This window comes from Culturomica sp. (assembly GCF_003524185.1).
In the GTDB taxonomy this organism is placed as follows: Bacteria; Bacteroidota; Bacteroidia; order Bacteroidales; family Marinifilaceae; genus Culturomica; species Culturomica massiliensis.
In genome coordinates this window covers 195,577-219,999 of the sequence record NZ_DOED01000033.1, presented here as the reverse complement: position 1 = coordinate 219,999, position 24,423 = coordinate 195,577, and the positions used below count along the sequence as shown (strand labels likewise).

The 24,423-nt window shown below is 43.6% G+C and carries 20 protein-coding genes and 1 tRNA gene; 4 read left to right on the top strand and 17 right to left on the bottom strand.

Annotation, left to right across the window (positions count from 1 at the left end; translation table 11 throughout):
• Positions 1-99: 99 nt before the first annotated feature.
• Positions 100-858: a hypothetical protein gene (locus tag DD657_RS12100; protein WP_068691834.1), complete on the top strand. Its 759-nt coding sequence runs from the start codon at positions 100-102 to the stop codon at positions 856-858.
• A gap of 13 nt (positions 859-871) precedes the next feature.
• Here the strand turns inward: DD657_RS12100 and DD657_RS12095 are convergent, their stop codons facing one another.
• The 9 genes from DD657_RS12095 to sufB all read right to left on the bottom strand — a co-directional run bounded on the left by DD657_RS12095 (position 872) and on the right by sufB (position 11,351).
• Positions 872-1,021, bottom strand: a complete 150-nt coding sequence (locus DD657_RS12095; protein WP_021986794.1) for a FeoB-associated Cys-rich membrane protein — start codon at positions 1,019-1,021, stop codon at positions 872-874.
• A gap of 24 nt (positions 1,022-1,045) precedes the next feature.
• Positions 1,046-3,427 carry a ferrous iron transport protein B gene (feoB, locus tag DD657_RS12090; protein ID WP_187373432.1) on the bottom strand — a complete coding sequence of 794 codons (2,382 nt, stop codon included), beginning with the start codon at positions 3,425-3,427 and terminating at the stop codon, positions 1,046-1,048.
• 199 nt (positions 3,428-3,626) lie between these two features.
• Positions 3,627-5,441, bottom strand: coding sequence for a DUF5723 family protein (locus DD657_RS12085; RefSeq protein WP_287050020.1), 1,815 nt, complete (start codon positions 5,439-5,441; stop codon positions 3,627-3,629).
• A 117-nt stretch (positions 5,442-5,558) separates the two neighbouring features.
• Positions 5,559-5,873, bottom strand: a complete 315-nt coding sequence (locus DD657_RS12080) for an iron-sulfur cluster assembly protein (protein WP_021986797.1) — start codon at positions 5,871-5,873, stop codon at positions 5,559-5,561.
• 41 nt (positions 5,874-5,914) lie between these two features.
• Positions 5,915-6,334 (bottom strand): SufE family protein, encoded by a 420-nt coding sequence (locus DD657_RS12075; protein WP_068692423.1) that lies wholly within the window; start codon positions 6,332-6,334, stop codon positions 5,915-5,917.
• 55 nt (positions 6,335-6,389) lie between these two features.
• Positions 6,390-7,613 (bottom strand): aminotransferase class V-fold PLP-dependent enzyme, encoded by a 1,224-nt coding sequence (locus DD657_RS12070; protein ID WP_287050019.1) that lies wholly within the window; start codon positions 7,611-7,613, stop codon positions 6,390-6,392.
• A gap of 35 nt (positions 7,614-7,648) precedes the next feature.
• Positions 7,649-9,010, bottom strand: a complete 1,362-nt coding sequence (sufD, locus tag DD657_RS12065) for a Fe-S cluster assembly protein SufD (RefSeq protein ID WP_068691830.1) — start codon at positions 9,008-9,010, stop codon at positions 7,649-7,651.
• Between the two features lie 47 nt (positions 9,011-9,057).
• The gene (gene sufC / locus DD657_RS12060; protein ID WP_118774496.1) at positions 9,058-9,804 is read right to left on the bottom strand and encodes a Fe-S cluster assembly ATPase SufC; all 747 of its coding nucleotides are present in this window, start codon (positions 9,802-9,804) and stop codon (positions 9,058-9,060) included.
• A gap of 101 nt (positions 9,805-9,905) precedes the next feature.
• Positions 9,906-11,351: a Fe-S cluster assembly protein SufB gene (sufB, locus tag DD657_RS12055; protein ID WP_021986802.1), complete on the bottom strand. Its 1,446-nt coding sequence runs from the start codon at positions 11,349-11,351 to the stop codon at positions 9,906-9,908.
• 176 nt (positions 11,352-11,527) lie between these two features.
• Between sufB and thiL the strand changes: the two genes are divergently transcribed.
• Positions 11,528-12,571: a thiamine-phosphate kinase gene (gene thiL / locus DD657_RS12050; RefSeq protein WP_068691828.1), complete on the top strand. Its 1,044-nt coding sequence runs from the start codon at positions 11,528-11,530 to the stop codon at positions 12,569-12,571.
• Positions 12,572-12,605: 34 nt separating this feature from the next.
• Positions 12,606-13,208, top strand: coding sequence for a hypothetical protein (locus tag DD657_RS12045; RefSeq protein WP_021986804.1), 603 nt, complete (start codon positions 12,606-12,608; stop codon positions 13,206-13,208).
• A 35-nt stretch (positions 13,209-13,243) separates the two neighbouring features.
• On the opposite strand, the gene DD657_RS12040 is transcribed toward DD657_RS12045, so the two are convergent.
• From DD657_RS12040 to rbp, 3 genes are all read right to left on the bottom strand, one after another.
• A complete protein-coding gene (locus DD657_RS12040; RefSeq protein ID WP_021986805.1) occupies positions 13,244-14,509 on the bottom strand; it encodes a hypothetical protein in 1,266 nt (421 codons plus the stop codon).
• A 26-nt stretch (positions 14,510-14,535) separates the two neighbouring features.
• Positions 14,536-15,882: a WG repeat-containing protein gene (locus DD657_RS12035; RefSeq protein ID WP_021986806.1), complete on the bottom strand. Its 1,347-nt coding sequence runs from the start codon at positions 15,880-15,882 to the stop codon at positions 14,536-14,538.
• A 539-nt stretch (positions 15,883-16,421) separates the two neighbouring features.
• Complete coding sequence (gene rbp / locus DD657_RS12030; RefSeq protein ID WP_068691826.1) at positions 16,422-16,742, bottom strand: RNA-binding regulator; 321 nt, start codon at positions 16,740-16,742, stop codon at positions 16,422-16,424.
• Positions 16,743-16,969: 227 nt separating this feature from the next.
• Here rbp and DD657_RS12025 point away from each other — a divergent pair.
• Positions 16,970-17,042: transfer RNA gene (locus DD657_RS12025), tRNA-Phe, on the top strand.
• Positions 17,043-17,078: 36 nt separating this feature from the next.
• Here DD657_RS12025 and DD657_RS12020 read toward each other — a convergent pair.
• The 5 genes from DD657_RS12020 to DD657_RS12000 all read right to left on the bottom strand — a co-directional run bounded on the left by DD657_RS12020 (position 17,079) and on the right by DD657_RS12000 (position 24,353).
• Positions 17,079-17,819: a GntR family transcriptional regulator gene (locus DD657_RS12020; RefSeq protein WP_068692419.1), complete on the bottom strand. Its 741-nt coding sequence runs from the start codon at positions 17,817-17,819 to the stop codon at positions 17,079-17,081.
• A 195-nt stretch (positions 17,820-18,014) separates the two neighbouring features.
• The gene (locus DD657_RS12015) at positions 18,015-20,384 is read right to left on the bottom strand and encodes a GH92 family glycosyl hydrolase (RefSeq protein ID WP_287050018.1); all 2,370 of its coding nucleotides are present in this window, start codon (positions 20,382-20,384) and stop codon (positions 18,015-18,017) included.
• Positions 20,385-20,404: 20 nt separating this feature from the next.
• Positions 20,405-21,586: a glycoside hydrolase family 76 protein gene (locus DD657_RS12010; protein WP_068691824.1), complete on the bottom strand. Its 1,182-nt coding sequence runs from the start codon at positions 21,584-21,586 to the stop codon at positions 20,405-20,407.
• Positions 21,587-21,844: 258 nt separating this feature from the next.
• Positions 21,845-23,062, bottom strand: coding sequence for a glycoside hydrolase family 76 protein (locus tag DD657_RS12005; RefSeq protein WP_021986811.1), 1,218 nt, complete (start codon positions 23,060-23,062; stop codon positions 21,845-21,847).
• 154 nt (positions 23,063-23,216) lie between these two features.
• Positions 23,217-24,353, bottom strand: coding sequence for a SusE domain-containing protein (locus DD657_RS12000; protein WP_273134539.1), 1,137 nt, complete (start codon positions 24,351-24,353; stop codon positions 23,217-23,219).
• Positions 24,354-24,423: the final 70 nt, after the last annotated feature.

Sequence of the window (24,423 nt, the reverse complement as noted above, 5' to 3'; positions counted from 1 at the left end):
GCAAAAAGAACAAAAAATGTTTGTACGAATATTGATTTACTGTTTTTTTTTAAATATCTTCGCATTGTCGTATTTAAGGGATTTTTAATATTTAAACGCATGCCTTACAGAAGATTACCAAATACAGATGCAGCGAGAATAAGGGCTTTGAAAACGGCCTTGCGTAAAGGAGAACGTCTGGATGACATCAATATGATGGCATATTCTTTTCCATTAAAACAAAAAATCGACATATTTTTACCCAAATTCGAAGTGGCTATCACCAACTCCAAGGCAGCCCGGGAAAAACAAATAGAAAACAGCCAGAAATTCTCTGAACTTACCCGCAAAGCGCGGTTATATGTTTCTCATTTCATACAGGTATTGAATTTTACGATTGCCCGGGGAGAACTCAAACCGCAGGCTCGGGTCTATTACGGATTGGAAGAAGAAGATTCCAAGGTTCCTTCTTTATTGACAGAACAGGAGTTGCTCAACTGGGGGGAAAGAGTTATTTCCGGAGAGCAGGAACGTCTGAACAACCGCGGAGGTAATCCGATTTACAGCCCAGCAATTGCTTTGGTACGTGTCAACTATGAAAACTTTAAACAAGGCTACGAATTTCAGAAAAGATTGCAGGCCAATTCTGCCCGTTTCAGTTCAGAAGTTGCACAATTCCGGGATGAAGCAGACGCCTTGATATTGAATATATGGAATGAGGTGGAGAGTTATTTTTCCAGTGTAAAGGACGAAGAAGAAAAAAGGTATATGTGTGAAGAATACGGCCTGGTATACGTATTCCGCAGAGGAGAAAAAGAACGCATCAAACGCAAAAAAGAAGCAGACGAGATTACCTTGAAACTCCCCTTCCAATCATAAAAAGAAATGCCGGCTACGACCGGCATTTCTCTTTTAACGGACATCCCTCACAGGTCCCGTCCTTACAATTTCTATTCTTTCTCTTTTTTTTCCTATACAAACGGTTAAACATCCCCCAAAGTGCGATCAGGATAATAATTCCGACAATGATCTGCTGCCACATAATTCCGCCCTTTTAGAATCCGACTTAAAACAATCTTCCGATCTGGTATACGCAAAAAGCAACCAGCCAGGCCAGGGAAGTGGTATAAAACATGGTAAAAAAGGCCCATTTCAGTCCGGCTTCCTTTCGGATGGCAGCGATAACAGCCATACAGGGGAAATAAATCAATATAAACAACATGAAACAATAAGCCACCAAAGGAGTAAATATCGATTGTCCCTGCGCATCTTTCTGATTCCGTAAAGTTTCTGCCAAAGTCTGGGTGTTTTCTTCTGCATCCGGTACATGATAGAGTATTCCCATCGAACTCACGACAATTTCCTTAGCAGCTAATCCGGTAACGATACTCACACCCATTTTCCAGTCGAATCCAAGCGGAGCAATCACCGGTTCTATCGCCTTTCCCATACGCCCGATATAAGAATTTTCCATTTGCTCCGGACTCTGTTTTTCATATTCCGGACGATGGGGATAATAGCCCAATGCCCAGATCAGGATAGAAGCAAATAAAATGATGGTTCCCATCTTCTTCAAATACTGTCCGGCTTTAGCCCACATGTGTAACAGGGTATTACGCATCGTCGGCATCCGGTAAGGAGGCAATTCCATGACAAAAGGATCGGAAACTTTATGAAACATCAGCTTTTTCAACACCAAAGCCGTCAAAATGGCGATCCCGATTCCGATCATATACACCGACAGCAATATAAGTCCCTGATTCACCGGAAAGAAAGCCGACACCAGCAAAATATAGACCGGTAAACGTGCGCTGCACGACATAAAAGGAGTGATCAGCATGGTCAGCAACCTTTCCCTACGGCTCTCCAGGGTACGGGTGGCCATTATAGCCGGCACATTGCATCCGAAACCGATCAGCAAAGGAATAAATGATTTCCCGTGTAATCCGATCTTATGCATCAGTTTATCCATAATAAAAGCTGCCCGGGCCATATATCCGGTGTCTTCCATCAGGGAGATAAAGAAGAACAAAATGAGAATATTGGGCAAGAACACAATCACCCCCCCGACTCCGGCAATCACACCGTCTACAATCAGATCATTCAGAGGTCCCTGAGGCATTACATGGGTCACCCAATTCCCCAGGGCATCTACCCCTTGCTCAATCCAGTCCATAGGATAACTCCCCAACGAAAAAGTAGCCTGAAACATCACCCACATAAACAACAACAATACGGGAAAACCCAACCAATGATGGGTCAACACGGTATCGATGGCATTGGTCAACTGCCTCTTGTCCCTGTCCCCCTCCGTATAAGTCTCTTTTAAGGCTCCCCGGATAAATCCGTATTTGGCATTGGTAATAATGGTACGAGTATCTTCCTTAAATTCCTTTTCGAGTATTCCGATGTATTTCCGGGTAACCTCCTCGATCCGGGCATAATTAGGTACCTTTTTCAGCATTTCTTTTGTAATCGAGTCGTCTTCGATCATCTTTATAGCCAGATAGCGGGGAGCAAAACGGTCTGTAATATTCCGGTTGGGAACAATCGTTTCCTTTATCTTATCTATGGCAGTCTCGATCTCCACACCGTAATTGATATGGATGTGGCGGGAAACCTCGCTCTTATCTTCAAAAACCTCTATGATTTTACTAAGTACAGCCTCGATACCGCTTCCCTGGCTCGCAGTCGTAGGAACGATCGGAATTCCCAATAATCTCCCCAAATAGCCCTCGTCCAGTACAGCTCCTTCCCTACCCAGCTCATCATACATATTCAAAGCCATTACCACCCGGATATTCATATCGATCAACTGGGTTGTCAGAAAAAGATTCCGTTCCAGATTCGAAGCATCTACAATATTCAACACGATATCGGGATGATGATCCGTTATATACGTACGTACAAATATTTCTTCCGCCGTATATTCCGTAATCGAATAAGTACCCGGCAAATCGATCAACCGGATCGTGTACCCTTTATGTTTAAAAACAGCTTCTTTGGCATCTACCGTCACCCCGCTGTAATTGCCGACATGTTCCCGTAATCCCGTGGCACGGTTAAAAAAAGACGTCTTCCCGCAATTCGGGTTACCCACCAAAGCGATCTCAATCGTATTGGCTTTCTCCCGAATGACATTCCTCACACTATCATCGGAAAACGTTCCGTTATAAGCAGAAGTGTCCGAATGCTCTGCCCATGATCCGGTAACATCCATTACCTCGATGAGCTCCGCCTCACTACGGCGTAAGGAGATATGACCGTCCATCAATTTATACTCGATCGGATCGCGCAGGGGAGCATTTTTAATTACAGTAACTTTCTCCCCTTTGACAAACCCCATTTCCACAATCCGATTGCGGAAACTACCATGCCCATGTACTTTGACAATCACACACTCATTCCCCGTCGGAATATCGGCCAATCTCAAAAAATGATTTTTCATGCCTGCAATTTATTTCGCGCCAAAAATACATATTTCCCGTGACAAATGAAATCCCCATAAATGGGGAGGCAAGAAAGAAGCAGACAGGCAAAAAGGCGTAAAAAATCCGAGAAGTTCTGGCGTTTTCCCGGAACCAAGAGAAACAAAACATTCTCTTATTCCAACCCAAAACTTTTCGGATATTATATAACAAACAAATTTAATTGACTTTCAAAGCCCAGGCATCAAAAAACTGAGCATATTTCTCCCGGATTTCAAATACTTTTGCCCAGGCTTCTTCACGCTGACTGAAAGCTACGGCACTTACCCGGTACATGCCCTGTTCATTCTGCATGATCTTAGCTTCTTTAAATCCCTGTTTTACCAACCGTCCCTGCAATCTTTCCGCCCTTAATTTACTTTTGAAACTACCTAAAATGACATGATAAGGCTTACCCGTCTCGCCAACCCCCAACATGGTTTCTTCCCGTTCGGGAGCTACCAACATCTCAGGCCGGGGTTCTACTTTCGGCGTAGTATCCAACTGCACCGTATCTTTTTTCACTTCAGGTTCCGTTTTTTTCACCGGTACCACAACCGTTTCGGCCGGTACTTCTTCCTCTTTTACTTTTTTCTTCTTATCCTTATGACCGAACAACAGGTTTATACCGAAACGTCCGCCCAAAGATTGCGTACTCGTATAATTCGCCCCCATGACGTTATCCGTTGAAGCATAAAATTGAACAGGTCCTGCCTTTGCTGTAATTCCTACACCGAGATTTACATAATTCCCCGGCATAACCGTATATGAAACGGCAGCACTCACATTCCGGCACAAACGGGCATCGGCAGAAGCCGTAAAAGAAGGATAAAAGGTTTTATCCATCATCGTCATCCGCAAAAGTCCTCCGACCGTCAGCATCTTATGTACATCATAGGTGGCACCCAGATACATTTTCGAATGCAACATCGTCGTATATCCGCTGTTTCCTTCTTTTAAACGGAAATTATTTTTTAAGCTATCGATCATATCATCGAAAGCATCGTCTATCGAAACATAGTTTTCATCGTTGGAATTACCGCTATTGGAAGCATCTGCTCCCGTCCAGTCGAAAGTCGTATTCTGGGTAAAACGGTAACCTTTCCCTCCCCAATGGATGAAACCGGCATCTATAATACTGGCATAGAATTTCACTTTTTCATTAAACTGATATTCCGCCCCCAAATCCAAAGCAAATCCCGGATTTTTCGTATTCAATACCATGGAAGTATTAAAATCATCGACATCGGCATCCAGGTCGTCCCATTCTACAAACCCATCCTTCAATTTATAATCCAGCGTAACCGGTGCCGATATGCATATATCCTGCTCCGAGTGCAACAAAAGACTGCTTCCGTCGCTTTTCGTATTTACGCTTATTTTGGACTTTTTCATATCCACATTGGCAATACCCAGCAAAAATTTAGCCCGCCCGCCGACAGTCCATTTATTGTTCAGCTTTTTCGACAAACCGAAAGCGAACTCGTCATACAGACTCGCTTTCAGCCCAATTCCACCCAAATCAAAGTTTTTTCCCAGATAAGGAGCATTTCCGTTTTTCAAAAAAGTAAAAATATCTTTGCTGGTACGAAATACGACATCGTTTTTCTGCGTAATATCCAAAGTGGCATACCAACTTTTAAATCTGATTCCGACAGTTAAAAGGGAATTTTCATTGAATAAGCTGACGATATTATTTTTCCGCAACGATTTATACATGCGGTCGATATCTACATACAAGGAATCATTTTTACCTTTTCGTATCAGATCGTCTATCCCGAAAGAGGAATTCATGTAATTAACCGATATACCACTCAATGCCGGCAATCCGATCCATACTTTGTATTCAGGCTGATAGGAAGGATTTATTCTGACTCTTTGCGGTAAATTCGATAAGTAGTAAGTAACATTGTTACCATCCTGCCCCTTTGTAACCTCTGCCAAAGAAAGGACGGCAAGCAATACAAGCACACAACGCTTCATCTTTATTCTCATAGATATCTTAAAATTTACAAACGCATCTTTTCAATTTGCAAATCTATGTTAAAATATCAACAAAAACAAAAATGAATTTATAAAGTTACAAAAGTTTATCGGCTTTATGCCTTTCCATCAGATATCATACCCCAATTCCAGCTTCGCCACCTCACTCATCCGATCCGGTCCCCACGCCGGTTCAAAAACCAAATTGACGGTAACACTGTTAATGCCTTCGATTTCCATCACAACATCGTGCACTTGTTGCACGATCTCATCAGCAATAGGACAACCGGGGGCTGTCAATGTCATTTCGATAATCACTTCCGAAGGTTTGGGGAACTCTATATTATAAATCAAGCCCAAATCCCAGACATTAACAGGAATTTCAGGATCATAGACCGTACATAATTTCTCGATGATCAAATCTCTTATCAAGCTCGCTGCCATACAGTCAGGTTTATACTATTTTTAATACGATAATTTCTGCATTATCCGGCGGAAAAAGCAATTCCGTACATCTTTATCTGCTTCACCATGGACAAAAGTCCGTTTGAACGGGTCGGCGACAAATGCTGTGTCAGCCCGATCTCATCGATAAAATGCAAATCGGCCTTTACGATATCCTCCGGCTTTTGTCCGGAAAACACCCGGATCAGTAATCCGGCAATCCCTTTGGTGATAATCGCATCGCTATCCGCCGTGAAGTAAAGCAATCCATCTTTCATTTCCGCATGAAACCATACTCTCGACTGACACCCTTTGATCAGATTATCTTCCGTTTTATGCTGCTCAGCCATATCGGGCATTGCCGTCCCGATTTCGATCAGATAAGCATACTTGTCCATCCAATCTTCATAAACCGAAAACTCCTCGGTAATTTCCCGCTCTATTTCTTCTATTGTCTTCATTCTATTTACAAATTCCGGATCCGGTAATTCAAATTTCAACAAAATTACAACAGTTTTACCCGATACCGAACATTTTGGCGACTCTTTTTATACCTCCGCACAAAATATCGATTTCTTCTTCCGTGTTATACATTCCCAAAGAAGCCCGTACCATCCCCGTTACTCCGTAATGTTGCATAACCGGCTCGGCACACAATTGCCCGGTACGCACGGCAATCCCCATCTTATCCAACAGAACGCCCATATCTGAATGATGAATATCCCCTACGGCAAAAGAAATAACCGACGACTTACAGACAGCCTCTCCAAATATACGCATTCCCGGAACCTCTTTTATCTGCCGCATGGCATAGGCCAGCAATGCATGCTCATAGGAAGCTATCTCCGGCAAACCGATCGCATTCACATATTTCAAGGCTTCACCTAAACCGATAATTCCGATAAAGTCAGGGGTTCCGGCTTCGAATTTAAAAGGCAGCTCGTTATAAGTCGTTTTCTCAAAACGTACCTCCCTGATCATCTCTCCCCCTCCCTGCCAAGGAGGCATCTGCTCCAGTAATTCTTCCTTACCGTATAAAACACCGACTCCGGTCGGTCCGTATATCTTATGTCCGGAAAAAACAAAAAAATCGCAATCCAAAGCCTGTACATCCACAGCGATATGCTGTACAGCCTGAGCCCCGTCGATAAGAACCCGGGCTCCGACGGCATGTGCCTTGCGGATGATCGTCTCCACCGGATTCACCGTCCCCAATACATTCGAAACATAAGCAACTCCCACCAGTTTTACCCGATCGGTCAGCAAACGCTCAAAGGCCGCCAAGTCGAGCTCCCCCGCCTCGTTAAACGGGACCACTTTTAATTTTGCACCTTTGCGTTCACACAACATCTGCCAGGGAACGATGTTGGCATGGTGTTCCATCTCCGTCACCAAAATTTCATCTCCTTCCCCGATAAAAGCCTCCCCAAAGGTATATGCAACCAGATTTATACTTTCCGTGGTTCCCCGGGTAAAAATAATCTCTTTTTCCGAAGCAGCGTGAACAAATTGCTGAACAACACGGCGGGCTTCCTCATTGGCATCGGTACATATATTACTTAAATAATGTACCCCCCGGTGCACATTCGAGTTGTAACGCAAGTAATACTCGGTCATTTTATCGACGACCTGACGGGGACGTTGGCTGGTAGCTCCACTATCCAGATAAATCAACGGCTTCCCATATATCTCTTCCTGAAAAATCGGGAAATCGGCCCTTATTTTACAAATATCGAACATCTTACAAAATTTGAAAACCGAAGTTTCTCATTGATCTACTTCTTACATTGCATCAGGCAATTATAACATTTGGAAAATTCACCCCGGAAACGCTTATCGATCAAATCATCGATCTTTACCCGCAACGGCTCCAGCTTCACCCGGCGCACAATGTCATGGGCAAACCCAAACATCATCATCATCCGGGCCTCTGCCATACTGATTCCCCGGGAACGAAGATAAAACATCGCCTCTTCATCGATTTGTCCGACCGTCGCTCCGTGACTGCATTTCACATCATCGGCATCGATGATCAATTGCGGTTTTGTGTTCACCCTCGCCGTATCTGTCAGCAGCAGATTATTGTTTGCCTGATAAGCCTCTGTTTTCTGAGCATCGGGCTCCACACGGATACAACCGGAGAAATTAGCAACAGAAGCATCGTCCAATACACCTTTAAAATGCTCGTTACTGGTACAATGAGGTGCAATATGGTCTATATAAGAGTAATTGTCGACATGCTGGCTTTTATCCAAGATATAAATTCCATACAAATGGCATTCCCCTCCCTCTCCATTCAGGGCAACATACTGGTTGTTCCGGATCATTCCCCCATACAATGTAACCAGATTACTTTCAAAAACAGAGTTACGCTGCTCGGAAATCAGCAACGAATTAATTTGAGAGGCCCCCAAATGCTGATTCTGCACCTGATAATAATCGAGATGAGCTCCTTCCCCCAAATACACTTCCGTTGTATTATTCATCAGGAAACGATTGTCCGAAAGCGTATGGTCGCATACCAGCATCGTAGCCTGTGCACCGGCTTCCACCACAATCAGATTTCGTTGGAAAGCCATCAAATCAGCTTTTGCCCGCAACAGATTCACGACCTGTAAGGGGCGCTCGACAACTGTATTTTTCGGAATATATACAAACAAGCCATCCTGGGCAAAAGCCGTATTCAAAGCAATCATGCCATCCTTTGCCGCTGCAGGAGTATAACGGTTATAGTGAGACTCCAACAGATGCGGATATTTGACGCCCGCTTCCTGCAAGCCACAAACAATCACCCCTTCCGGTATCTCTATCGGCGCATTTTCTTTGAAATACCAACCGTTTACCGTCAATATAAGATTCGTCAAAAGATCCGGAACCGCACAGCGGAACACCTCCTTCAAATCGACATCCTGCGCTATATACTTCAATACGATTTTGTAATCCAGTCCCAACACCGACGACAAATCGGTATACCAATAATCTTCCGTTTTATACGGGACACCTCCCAGCGCTTCAAAATGCCGAAAAGCTTCTTCCCTACAAACGTTCATCGCTTTTCCGCATCCGTTCTCGAGCAAAGGACGTCCTTCCCGGAAAAGATTTACAAAATCATTATTTATTTTTTCAATTTCAGCCATAAACATTCAAATTTCGAGTTAAACCGACACTCTGCCTACCCCGTCGCTTATAACCCCTTTTTAATCCAATCGTAACCGTATTTTTCCAATTCAGCCACCAATTCTTTTCCGGCCGTCTTTACAATTTTACCGTCATACAATACGTGTACCACATCCGGTACGATGTAATCCAGCAAACGTTGATAGTGAGTAATGACGATCGTCGCATTATCGGGTCTTTTCAATTTATTCACACCTTGAGCGACGGTACGTAACGCATCGATATCCAAACCGGAGTCCGTTTCGTCGAGAATAGCCAGTTTGGGTTCCAGTACGGCCATCTGAAAAATTTCATTTCTTTTTTTCTCCCCTCCGGAAAAGCCTTCATTCAGGGAACGGTTCAACAACTTACTATCGATACCGACCAACTCCATTTTTTCCCGGATCATTTTCAGGAAATCACCGGCCGGATAAGGCGGCAAACCTTCGTATTTACGATGCTCATTGACCGCTGTTTTCAAAAAGTTAACCGTACTCACTCCCGGTATTTCTACCGGATATTGGAAACTCAGAAAAATCCCCTCTCTTGCCCGGTCTTCAGCCGGCAATTCCAGTAAGTTTTTCCCGTTAAATTCAATCTCCCCCTGTGTCACCTGAAACCGCTCACGTCCCGTCAAAACAGCAGATAATGTACTCTTACCGGCTCCGTTAGGTCCCATGATTGCATGTACCTCGCCGGCTTTCACTTCCAGGTTGATCCCTTTCAATATTTCTTTTCCGTCAACGACGGCATGTAAATCTTTTATCTTTAACATAGCTGTTCAATTGAAAACTGAAAATTGAAAATCGAAAATGACTTTTCTTTTTCTCCTTTCAATATATTATCATTTCTATTCTCTTTCTGCGTTTAAATACCTCATCCTACGCTGCCCTCCAAACTGATCTGCAACAACTTCTGGGCTTCTACGGCAAACTCCATCGGCATTTTATTGATCACATCCCCTGCATATCCTTTTATTATCAAGCCGACAGCATCTTCTGTCGATATCCCCCGCTGGTTGCAATAAAAAATCTGATCTTCTCCGATTTTAGATGTAGTAGCTTCATGCTCCACCTGAGCCGTCGGATTTTCAATTTCCAAATAAGGGAAGGTATGAGCACCGCATTTATCCCCTAACAGCAAGGAATCGCATTGGGAATAATTCCGGGCATTTTGACAGGTCTTCACGACCTTGACCTTTCCCCGGTAGGAATTGCTGCTATAACCGGCCGAAATACCCTTCGATACAATCCGGCTACGGGTGTTATTTCCGATATGTATCATTTTAGTACCTGTATCGGCCTGTTGGTAGTTATTGGTTACTGCTACGGAATAAAATTCGCTGACAGAGCCGTCTCCTTTCAAAATTGTACTCGGGTACTTCCAGGTAATAGCCGATCCGGTTTCTACCTGTGCCCAAATCAATTTGGCGTTTTCTCCCTTACATATCCCCCGCTTGGTCACGAAGTTATATATTCCGCCTTTGCCTTCCTTGTCCCCCGGATACCAATTCTGTACCGTACTGTATTTTACTTCCGCATTTTTCTCGATCACGATCTCTACAATTGCAGCATGGAGCTGATTCTCATCCCGCTGGGGGGCGGTACATCCTTCCAGATAGCTGACATAAGAATCGTCTTCGGCAACAATCAACGTCCGTTCAAACTGACCCGTTTTAGCCGCATTGATCCGGAAATAAGTAGACAACTCCATCGGGCAACGCACTCCCTTGGGGATATACACGAAAGAACCGTCGCTGAAAACAGCAGAGTTCAACGCAGCAAAAAAATTGTCGTTGTACGGAACAACCGTTCCCAGATATTTTCTGACCAAGTCCGGGTGGTTTTTCACGGCCTCGGAAAACGAGCAAAAAATAACCCCCCGCTCTGCCAACGCTTCCTTAAACGTCGTTTTTACAGAGATACTATCCATAACAGCATCGACAGCCACACCTGCCAATGTCTTCTGCTCGTTTAAAGGAATCCCCAGCTTATCGAAAGTCGCCTTCAATTCCGGGTCCACATCCTCCCATTCTTTTTTGGCTTCCTGCCTGGGAGCAGCATAATAAATAATATCCTGGTAATCGATCTCCGGAATATCCAGTTGTGCCCAAGCCGGCATTTTCATCGTCAACCATTTCCGGTAAGCTTTCAACCGGAATTCCAACAACCACTCCGGTTCCTCTTTTTTTGCCGAAATCGTCCGGATCACCTCTTCACTCAATCCCTTCCCGATTGTATCCGTCTCCACATCGGTTACAAAACCATATTTATAGTCGCTCCCGGTAACTTCCTGCAATATATCGTCTTGTTCTTTAGCCATATTCTTCTGTTTCATTTTATGCTAATCCCTGCAAAATTACAAAATATATTTAACACAGCCATCCTTTATTCCTTTGAACCTCTCGTCAATTATTTTTATTACAGGATAAAGATTAACTATATTGTACCCTTCTTTTTTTACATTACTTTTGTAATACCTTATTTTAATTTTCAATTATGGCAAAATACACGGAATTATCTGAAGTAGGTGAATTCGGATTAATCGAACATCTTACCAAAACAATCCAGTTGAAAAATCCGTCTTCCTGTAAAGGTGTCGGAGACGATGCCGCTGTATTGGATTACGGCTCAAAAAAAATATTGGTCAGTACGGATATGCTGATTCAGGGGATTCATTTCGATCTGACCTATACTCCTTTGAAGCATCTGGGATATAAAGCCGTCGCTTCCAATGTCAGCGATATTTGTGCTATGAACGGCACCGCCCGGCAAATCACCGTTTCCCTCGCTCTCTCCAATCACTTTTCCCTGGAAAGTGTCGAAGAGCTGTATTCCGGAATATACCTGGCCTGCGAGAAGTACGGCGTCGATCTGATCGGGGGAGACACCACATCCTCCAAAACCGGTATGTGTATCAGCATTACCGTTCTCGGAGAAGCGGACGAAGAGCAAATCGTTTACCGCAACACAGCCAAGGAAAACCAACTGATCTGTGTCACCGGAGATCTGGGAGCCGCCTACATGGGGCTTCAACTGCTGGAAAGGGAAAAAACGGTCTTTTCCGGCAATGAGCAAGCTGTACAACCGGATTTTTCAGGTTACGAATATATTCTGGAAAGGCAACTGAAACCCGAAGCCCGTGTCGATATTATCCGGACATTACGGGAAAAACACATACACCCCACGGCAATGATCGATATTTCAGACGGGTTATCCTCCGAAATCATGCACATCTGCAAAGCTTCCGGTATCGGCTGTAAACTTTATGAAGAAAAAATCCCCATCGACTACCAGACCTATAAAATGGCGGAAGAACTGAATATGAACGCCACGGTCTGCGCCTTATCCGGAGGAGAAGATTACGAATTATTATTTACGGTTCCCCTGGAAGTTTTCGACCAAGTAACGTCACTTCCGCATATCAGTGTCGTCGGACATACGACTCCGGTAGCAGAGGGTTACCAATTGAGGACCCGGGATGGCAATTCGTTCGAACTGAAAGCACAAGGCTGGACAAATTTCAGTGCCACAAAGGAATAAAATACATTTTCGATCAATACGGAAAACAGAACCGATGAAAGACCTGAAATTATTATTGGAAGAAATTCAACACTATTGTGAAGAAGGTAACCGGAAAGCTTTAACCTCGTCCCTTCGGGAAGTTATGCACCACCGGCAAGACTATTACCACGACAGCATTACTTATGATTTGCAAGACCAATACAGCGATACCTTGTTTAAAATACTGCTGCTCGAACTTGACGAAGAAGAGGAAGACAGTATCGAAACAGCAGAATTGGCTTACACCGGACTCGGCTCGGTTTTAAACGACTCCCTGCGGACTTCTCCCGAACACTATAAACGCAGGTTGCTGTTGTTGCATTATTTCAGCGACTATTTTACCGATGCCATCATCGAAATATTCCTGAAAAAATACCGGGACGACAACAGGCTGGAAGCCCGCAACCTGGCACTCGAATGTATCGGTAAAATGCAGATAGCGGATATGTTGTGGCTGGAAGAAAATTTCCCGGAGTTTATCGACAGCGACGAACAGGTCAACGAAGCTTGCAATGCAGTTGAAATAAATCCGGACATGACCGATCCGGAATACCGGGAAGCAATTTTGCTGCACAAAGTTCTTTTGGCCTTCCTAAAAGCAAAATACAAAAAATGAACCGCCTGACGACGGTTCATTTCATATTGTAACATCTAATTCTTTTTGAATTTAATCTCCCTCAAAAGCATCCCGGGATAAAAAGTACCGCCACTCACCTTCTTGAAACGGGTTTCATTCAGATTTGCTCCGCTTGCTTTTTCTTCCACAGCCATATAGCGGTTATCCCAGATCGTTCCCTCCGGTTTTACGACACCGACTCTTTTATAGCGGGTGCGGCCGTTCTCATCCTGATATTGCTCCAACACCTCAAATTTCGATTTACTGGTCAGCCCTTCCTTCAAACCAATCTGTGCCGCAATATAAGGCTCTACTTTTAAAATCGGCACTTTCACTTTGAACTCTTCGTGTTCTTTTTGCAACTCGACAATCGATTTATCCAGGGCACGGGTACAAACTTTACGAATCATCTGACTTTTCAAAGCATCGTTATTGGCAGCTTCGATCCCGTTCATCGAAGTCTTACCGCTATCGATAATCTGATGCCCGATATATTTCAACCTGAATGTCGTCCGGTCTTGCTGAAAAGCAGCTATTTTATGAGGCTCCAAGGAGGAAGCGTCCGTATAATAATCCTGGTAAAATGTATTGGCAACCTCCTCATTCCATTCCAAGCGATACAGATAAGAGGTAACGATAACCCTGAAACCGGCGATCATATTGGCAAAATCCTGTGCCGTATTCCCCAGGGAAGTAATCGCTTCTCCTGTATCTCCTCCTACCGCGGCCCCAGCTATTTCACCGATCCCCTGCAATATGGACCCCCACATTTTTCCTCTTTCTTCTTTATCCACATACCGGATGTCATTGACCATAATAAACGTATTTCCGACCAACTCCTCTCCGGCGTCAGCCAAAAGCCCCGTTCCCCGCACACTGGCTTTAGCCAGTTGCACATCCAGTTCGGAAGCATTGTAATGTCCCCGGTAAGCCACCAGACTCATATCAAAAGTTCCGTTTCTTTTATCCCGGTTGAACCACTTGGCAACCACACGTCTGGCTACGGCATTACTATCCAAAAAAGTCGTCAGGGTACTCCATTCTTCATTCGTTCCTCCCCGTTTGGCTTTATGCCTATAAGGGCTTTGCACCGTTTTTACATTCAAATCATGATTATCGAATTTATCCGGAGTAGGCATAGAGATAAATACGTCCTCTATATCTTTTCCGAATTTGTCCGAAGGATGAGTTATCAGCATTGTATATAAAGAACTCCGGCGATATTTAGATCCGCTTTCCTGCCCCCAGGAAATATTCATAAAAAAAACAGTATACGCCAAAAATATAAATATGATTTTCATAAGTCTGATTTTATCTCTATTTGTTTTTAATAATCCCATACCTGATCCGGAATGACATCTCCTATTCCGAATAAATTTCCCAATCCTTTCTGCAATGCTTCCCGAGCCTGCTGGTCACCGCTGAACAATACCGGCACAACCTCCAAACCGGTCGTGTCAATAAGCCCGAATTTCCCGCCGGATACAGAATTATCCCCGACATTTATTTTTCCTCCCAGATTGACCCAAACCATACCGTCCGTCCATTGAGAGCCGACATAATTGTATTTTACAGGAGCAATGACCCGGCCATGTATATCAATATACCCCCACAATCCTCCGTCTATGGTGCCTTGATTATTAACAGCCTGGCCTCCGATATTTACGGCCACCAATCCGTTATCCAATATATTACTGAGGACATCGTACTGAAAAGGCAGAACAGGCTGTCCCTGCCAATCCACGAATCCCCATTTCCCGTCTTTTTTAGCCAATATTCCTTCCTCCGTATGCTTCAGCTTCATATCGTCGTATATGACCGGGACAATTTCCTTTCCGTTCTTATCGATATAACCGAATTTCTGATTATTGGAAACAATCGCCCGGTCTCCGGACCATTCCCAATATTTATCGTAAGTTTTGGAAACCATTTTCCCCGTCTTTTTATCATACAAAGCAAATTTAGTTCCGTTCTTTTTCCACCTCACTTTCTCCAAAGATTCCCTATAAGCCTGACGTGCTGCAGCCACATCGTCATACTTTAAAAACGCAACCTCCTTGCCAGCGGCATTGACAAGTCCGAATTTCCCGCCGGTAACATTTCCTTCTGCATCAATCGACCCTCCCGCATTCACCCAAATCACATCGTCCTGACAATCTGAACCGACATAACTATATTTAGGTACACAAATAATACGACCTTTCTTATTTACAAATCCCCATTTGCCACCCCTGATACTTTTATCCGTACTCTCTCCCCCCACGTTTACACCTATCAACCCATTCGAATACGAATCCGTCACAAAATCATATTGGAAAGGAATAACCACTCCCCCTTTCCAGTCTATAAATCCCCATTTCCCATTTTGTTTAGCCAATAAACCGCTCTCCGTAAAATCCAGTATAAAATTTTCATAAACAACCGGTAACATCTCTTGCCCTTGTTTACCGATAATACCGAATTTCTGATCATTTCTCACCCAAGCCCGGTCGCCGAGCCAATCCCCAAACTGATCATACACGGCAGAACTCAAAGCATTACCATCGGCATCCGCCAAAAAATACTTTCCGTCTCTTTCCTGCCAAACCACATTTTCTTCCGGCTGCTGCCCATACACAGACAAACAACCGATCAGTAAAAAACAAAAAAGTAGTTGCTTGTAAATAAAATTCATACCACAAATTTTTAAATTAGCACTTTTTAAAACACCACCTGAAATAAAGAAGGCCTTAATTTTAGATTTACGATTTTAGATTTACGATTTACGATTTACGATTCACGATTTACGATTCACGATTTACGATTCACGATTTACGATTCACGATTCACGATTTTAGATTATACGCACATCCCTTTCTTGTAAAAAAGAAGAATTAAAATGATAAATCAAAAATAAAAGCACGATTAAAACCTTCATATAAATTGTAAATTTTAGATTGTAAATTTTAAATTATTGGGCAAACTGATTCGTTATCGAATTCTTTTAGTCCAAAATCGTCAATTTAAAATCTGCAATTAAAACGTTCAATTTTTCTGTCAAATATAAAAATTTAATCAGCGACCTGCTACTTTTTGTTCCTTTTTTTTAATATATGTAAAAATCAATACACCAAAAGCCAGAAAAGTAAAAGATCAGCAAATCACAGGCAGAATTTAAGATATAAAAAAACTGTCCGGAACTTCTTCCGGACAGCTTAACATTACTTTCACCAATCAATGATGAGAATTAAATCTTCTTTCTCCTCCGTTGTTTCTCTGGAAAGGTCTGTGATAATTTCTTTCTTCTCCTTCTTCTCTCGGCCGTGCTTTTTTCACAACAATTTTTCTGCCTTGGAATTCTGTTTCATTGAGAGCATTGATAGCATTCATTCCTTCTGTTTCGTCTTCCATTTCAACGAAACCAAAACATTTCGAATTACCGGTTTCACGATCAGTAATAACTTTTGCAGAAGTTACTGTCCCATGCTCTCCGAAAAGAGCAGCCAAGTCCTCCCCAGTGGTGGTAGAACTCATTTTTGCAACAAAAATATTCACAATAAAAAAATTAAATTAGTAAAACATGTAGAAAGATACGCAGGCCTGCTTTTTTTAGTTACAAAAAAAGAATCCGGAATTCCTCTACCGCAGCAAATATAAACTAAATTATTAATTATCAGAAATAAAAAAAACCAATATTTTTTTCAGAAAAATATTTTTCATTTTATTCTTCATTTTATTTGCATTTTCAGAAAAAGTATCTACATTTGCACACGCAAAAAGACGGTGTCATAGCTCAGTCGGTAGAGCAAAGGACTGAAAATCCTTGTGTCCCTGGTTCGATTCCAGGTGATACCACCCAAAAAAGAGAGTTGCATTGCAACTCTCTTTTTTTTAATTATTCTGATCTTTCCTGAATTCTATCGAATAAGTGAAACTATCTGCCCGGTAATATCCGATATTGAATTCGACAGGCATATCCTGTACGTCGTATACATATCTTTTTCTGACCAATATCGGTTCTCCTTCCTCGATATTCAATTTATCCGCATATTTGCCGGGGCAATGTCTGGCATTGATTTCTTCCCGGGAAATACCCACTTCTATATCGAATTCTTTAGATAACATGTCATACAAAGGCTGACTGAAATCCTCCTGCCCGGTAATACCGATCCGGGGATTGAAATACGAAATAAAATACACGAAAGGAAAATCCGTTTTTCCTCTCAGTTTCTCCATACATAACACCTTCGTACCGACCGGTACATTAAAAAAATTAGCCACATTATCGGAAACAGATTGCCAGCTTACATGCAATTCGAAATTTTTTATCTCTATCCCCAAAGCTTTCATCTCCCGTGTGAAACTCGTCCAGTTCCGGGCATTACTATATACGCCTTTAGGTGCAACGACTGTTCCGTAACCTTTTTTACGAATCAAGCGCTGCTCAAAAACCAAACGATTGATGGCCTGTCTTAATGTATTACGGGAAATATTCAATTGTTGAGCCAACTCCACCTCATTGGGCAATAATTTCCCATGCTGATATTCCTCCTGCGAAATAAGCGACCTCAACAGGTTTTCGGCCTGCACATGCAGGGGGATAGTGCTGTTATGATCCAATTTTAACGACATAATCTCTACATTTGTCCCAAACATCTCCTACAAAGATAAAAAAATTTAATCGTTTTAACTAAAAAATCATGAAAGTGCCTCAATTAGTACAAATAAAAGGCCGGCTTATCTGATACGTAGTCACAAACACATACAATTCCCAAAAGAATGTGGAAATCCGGCACAGCCTTATTTCCACATCTCGTCACATCACTATTATTGGGCATAATAAGGCGGTTCTTTCACCCCCCAGGTCTCAGCCGGTTGCCGGCCCATTTTCAATTTCAACACACCGCCTTTGTAAATATCCTCCCGGTATATCCAGCAATTATTCAAATCCTTCCCATTCAGAGAAGCAGATTGTACATAGTAAGCATCGGGGCCGTTTCCGGTCGTCTCGATCACAAATTTACGTCCGGAAGCATTTACCGGACTCAAACGAATCTCAATCCGGTCGAAAAGAGGACTTCCCAACTGGTAAGTGGGATGTACCGTTGCTCCGCCCTGTACATCGAACAGCCCCATAGCAGTCATGACATACCATGCTCCCAATTGTCCCTGATCTTCATCCTGCCCGTAACCATATCCATGTTCTCCGCTCACACCGTAAAACTCATCACAAATCAAACGGGTCCATTTTTGGGTCAGATAAGGCTTTCCTGAAAAATTAAACAACCAGGAAATATGCAGACTCGGCTGATTGCCGTGGTTATACGGACTTTGCAAACCGGAGAAAGCATTTACGACTTTACCCCCGCCAAAAATAGTCTGACGGGCAACAGTAAATATGGAATCCAGCCGATTGTTGAATTCATCTTTTCCTACTTTCCGGATCAAGCTCTGGGGGTCCTGAGGAACAAAAAAGGTATACTGCATCGCATTCCCTTCCTGAAAACCCCTCCAGGATTCCAACGGATCGAATTTATCGATAAAGGCACCGCCGACTACCCGCGGCCGAATCATTTTACATTCCGGATCGAACAATTTCTCCCAGCCTTTCGACAATTCTTTCAAACGCAGGTAATCTTCCTGTTTTCCCAACGCTTTTGCCCATTGGGACACCGCATAAGCACTAAAACTGTATTCCAGGGTATGAGAAGCCGAAAAAGTAGAGCCTCCCGGGTGCGTACCGAAATGATAGCTGTTTTCATAAGGAACGTACCCGAGTTTCACAAACTGATTCACATCCATTTTACCCGCTCCCTCGATACGTCCTTCCGAACCCAACTCATTTTTTAAAGCAGCCTGATAAGCTTTTTCCACATCAAATCCCCGAAGCCCGCTTTGATAAGCTCCGGCAAATGCTATACTCATCATATTCGTTCCGACACCGGAAACATACTTACTACAGGCAATACCGTCTCCCAGCCATCCGGCATCCTCATACACCAACAACTGACTACTGATAAAATCATTGTAATATTCGGGAAATGCCAAAGCCCATAATGGGGTCAGGTTCCAGTAAGCCCCCCATACGGCATCCGTATTATAGTGGTTGTGTTTGGGATTACCGTGCCGGTCTTTTTCAATTTGTCCTACCGTGCCGTCGTTTCTGGGGTATGCCCCGTTAATATCACTGACGATTCCCCGTCCCAACAAAACATGATAGAGTCCGGTATAAAATTTAATCTTGCTTTCATTCGTACCTCCGCTCACCGATATTCTGCCCAGATTTTCTTCCCATTTGGCCGTTACCTTCTTCAATGCCCGCTCGAAAGACAACCCGGCAGCTTCCGTTTCGAAATTCAATTTTGCATTCTCAACAGAAGTATAGGAGAGTCCGATTTTCACATCGATTACTTCCCCTGCCTTCGTCTTATAATTCAAGCTCATTCCGGCACCGGCACCTTCAATCTCCGCAGCCTGCCGTATTTCGCCGTCCCGGTAAAATACATCCACACTTTCCGGTGTCCGGCTCAACCGGGCATAAAAATACATATTCACAGTAGCTCCGGCCTGGTATTTTTTCACGTATTCCGGTTCCGTTATGACATATCCTTCAACCACATCCTTTCCATCCCACTTCACATAAGCATTCCGTACCGCACCGCTTTCCCCCAAACGGTTACCGACGTCGAAAACAATACGGGACATATCGGAAGCCGGGAAAGTATAACGTTGAAATCCGACCCGGGTCGTGGCCGTCAATTCGGCTTTCACATCATAATCTTTCAATACGACCGAATAATATCCCGGGCGGGCTTTTTCCGTTGCCTTGTCAAAACGGGAACGATACCCTTCCTCCGGATTTTCCAATTTTCCGGGATTCGTTTTTAACGCTCCGACCACCGGCATCAACACGACCCCTCCTACCTGAAACTCATGGAAACAGGGAAACCCATCGATGGAAGTATGTCCGTCTTCATAACCGACAGCCTCCCAGCCTTGTACATTCCCATAGCTCCCGTTTGTCGACGCTCCTAACTTGGCCATCCCGAAAGGTTCTGCCGCCGGAGTATAAAAAAACCACCGGCTATGCACCGATCCGATATTCGGATTCACATAATCTATCGGCTTCAAACTTTCCGCCCGGCTTTGCCCCAGCAGCCCAATACACAATACTACCCATATATATTTTCGTATCATCTTCTTTCTTTTTATCAGATTTACTCTATTTCACCCCGGATCATAGCAGCCCGGGTATATACCTCAATCATACAAGACTCATCCAATAACCATTTGGGTTTTGTCTTTTCGTCGTTTCTTCCGGTCCAGTCATTGTAAATCAAACCGGCCACATCCCGGGCATGTTCCCAGGCATAATCCGCACTGGCAATAATCGCATCTACATACTTAGTGTCCCCGTCGATCTCATACAAATCCTGATATCCCCGGAAAAGAACCGTCACAAACCAAGGGAGGTCGCTTATATAAACCACACCTTCCGGTGTTGTTTTAACATAATACCGATAACTTCCTTCTGCCATCTCCCGGGCCTCTTTCAAAAATTTCTCTTCCCCGGTAAACCGATACAAGCGCACGGCAGCCTGAATCATTGTTCCCGTATTATAGGTATAGGCATGTTGTTGTACCTCGCCTTTTTCCGTCAATAAAGAATTCCAGATAATATTCAACGAATCGTCCAATAAATGTTCCATCATCCAATTGTAATACCGAAGCCCTAAATCCAGGTATTGCTGCTCCTTTGTTTCCTCATATAATTTCAAAGCCAGGACAGTAGCTTTACCGTTCGAACAAGCCGGCTTCTGATCCTTATGCCCTTCCAGCCAGGAAACAGCGCCGCCGTAATTATCGTCCCACCCGCTCATAATGAAAGTCATCACTTCTTTTGCTTTAGCCAGATATACCGGATTTTTCGCCGACTTATAAGCATCAATATAATCGATCCCCACCAAACCGTTATCGTCATAATAACGGTCGACTTTTTCAAAGCATACCGGATAGGCCTGATATCCCGGAGGGGTACGCTGATCATCATAATACATCTCTACGGCCTTCACCATAGAGTCCTGATAAACGCTATAATTCCGGGGATCCAGCTCGGCCAACAGGTTTACGGACGAGAAAACACCGCTCATCGGCCACAAAAAAGATACTTTCTGAGCTTTTCGGGCACTGTCCTGAAAATAGGTCAAATCCGGTTTATACGTATTCGGATAATATTCCGAAAACAACCCGTACTCCTTTACCCGATAATTATTCCATACCTTTTCAAACATCGTTTTGGCCTTATCCAGATAGGGAGTCGGTTTCTTCGCCACCTGACATCCTCCGGCCACAACACAAATCCATGCTATAATCAAAAAATTCCGCATTCTATTTTTTATTTTAAGATTTTAAGTCCATTGTTTATTAAACTCTGCCTAAAAATTGCAGATTTTAGATTTACGACTTTAAATTGAATCCGCAATCCTCCCCTTTGTGAAATCTGCGATTTCAGATTAACACGTTCGCATTATCCGCGGATTAACGAACCTTCGGTTCTGCCAAGTGCGGCTTTGCTACTGTCGAGAGAGTTTAAAGCTGTCGAGAAAACCTAAAGTTCCTATCCGTTTTTCAATCTAAAATTTAAAATCTACGATATTTCAGTTTACTTCTTCTCCTGCATACAAAGCCAATGCACCGTACGATTCAATAACGGCGTCCTGCATCAGCAGCGAATAATACCGTTTCGCACTGGCACCCGTCCAATCTTCATAAAAGAATCCCTCGTCCGTCCGGGCATTGTCGTATCCGTTATTGATAAATTTCTGATAAGCCTTGATCCAGGCATCGGCACCCCGGTGCAAAGGTTGTAAATCAATATAAGCCCGTAACAACTTGGTATTAAACCAGGGATCGTTGTCGGGATAAGCCAATGTCACCCCATTCCGCGTCCGGACAAAAAAATCGTATCCACCCTGTGCGGAAGCGACCGCTTCCGTCAAATACCTTTGCTCACCGGTAATGCGATACAAGCAAATCCCATTCTGCACCATGACGCCGGTGTTGTATGTCCATTTGGTCTTATTGATCTCTCCTTTGGCATTTATATCATTCCAATAACATTTGTCCGAAGGATCTAATAAATTGGTCCGCAACCACTCGTACAAGCGCTTTGCAAAAGCCAATACTTCGGCTTTTTCAGAAGCCCCGCATACAGCATAATATTTCAACAAAAACTGCGTCGCATATCCGTTGGAACAACTCGGTTTATTGGAATTGGGTTCTCCTGTCATATTTTTCTGATCTTCATTCCACCATAAGGCTCCGCCCAATACATTGTCTTCTCCGCTCTGTAAGAATTTAACAATCCGACCAGCCCGCTGCAAATAATCGGCATTTCCTGTCACTTCATAAGCCTCTACCAAACTGATTCCGACAATCGAATTATCATCATAAAAACGGGTTCCGCCTCCGGTAGTCCCATCTGTCGAAGAGCCATATCCTCCGATATTGTTGCCATTAGCCCCATTTCTCCAATATTTTTCAAATCCGTTTACCATTTCCGGATAACCGACATCATATCCCAATTGAGTCAATAAAGCCGCTGACGATACCAGTCCGTCGTAAGGCCACAGAAAAGAGTATTCCGGATCGCCGGACTGGGAGGGAAAACTCTCTTTATACAAACCGGAATTACCGTGTTTGTAATACCTCTGTACCAAATCGAACATCTCTTTGGCCCGTTGATGATAAATAACGGTTTCCTCACCACCACCGGAAGGATCATCGGGATCATCATCGCCGGGAGACCATTTTTCCGAACCGTCACTACATGCCATAAACAGCAAACCCAACATCAAATAACATATTTTTTTCATACTTCGTTGTTTTTAAGTCCCCGGGAAATCAAAACGCCATTTTCCCTTAGCGACTGTGAATGGATATTTTCGGATGAGAGTCAAAAGTCAAAAATCCAGGGACTTCTGACTTCCGACTTTCAGTTTCCATTGCCACATGTGTGGCAATCGTCATCTACAGAGGGAGGACATCGCTAAACTGATGCACCATCAACCCCTCTATATTCGTATTAATCGTAACAGTACATCTCTTTACATCAAGGCTACCGCTCATCTTCCACAAGTGATCCCACTGGCTCCAGCCGAACTCGCCCAGTTCATAGAACGACAACGGTTCGTTTCCTGTCGGACGTTCCGCAGATACATTATCCATACGTCCCCAGCATACTTCTACACCATTTACCGTCGCAATAAAATAATACCGTTCCTCTGTCCAACCCAGCCAATCCGGAGGATTGGTATTCGGACGATCCGGCTGTACAAATTCGATGGCCACACCGGTAGCTTTGAATATACCGTTCCCCGCATAAGTCAGGTCTGCAATCGTATTGTAATTACATCCCCAGATCATCCGGATGGCCGAAACAGTCTCGATTGTCATCGCTTTCGTATTGAAATTCACAGTCAGGCGCACGGGAACATCCTGCTTCGTTACTTCTGTCGTCGCATTGCCTTCCGTCAAAACTCCGTCTCCATTGACGTAATATTTTACGTCATCCTCTGTCACTCCTCCGGCAAAATAAATATTCCCGTCGGCTTTCAAGGTCGTATATACAACATAGATACCGTCACTGGCGATACGGAAAGGTTGTCCGGCAGCTCCGTTTTCGGAAGCTGTACCGAAAAGGTATAGTTGTTCGGGCAGCTCAAGTCCTTCCGGACGGGTAAGCGTCACCTCTCCCGTCGCGGCTGCTTCCTTCACGACACCTCCGCGGGAAGCTTTTACCGTCCATTTCAACGTACCGGTCTGACCGGTTTTTATTCCGGACAAACGGGCCAGTTTATTCAACATGACATGAGTCATCGTCAATTGAGGTTCTGCCCCCAGATCACTGGGAGTTTTATAAATCGGAGCCGAAAAATCCCCATCTTCTTTATCGAACAACACCTCATACAATAAAATACCACCGTCTGCTGCACCTCCGCCTTTCCACGAAAATACAACATTCTGAGTCGAAGTTAAATCCAACTGCACCGGTACCGGACTGATCAATGTCTGGGGTACGGTAAATTCAGCCGAATAACTATATTCATCTTCACATCCCGTCAACAGGAAGGAAAATACCGTTAAAAACAAAGCTAAATGTCTCATTTTGTGTTTTTGTTTAATCATTAAGTCCATCGACTTATTTACATTTTCACAATCTTCCTGAATCAAAGAC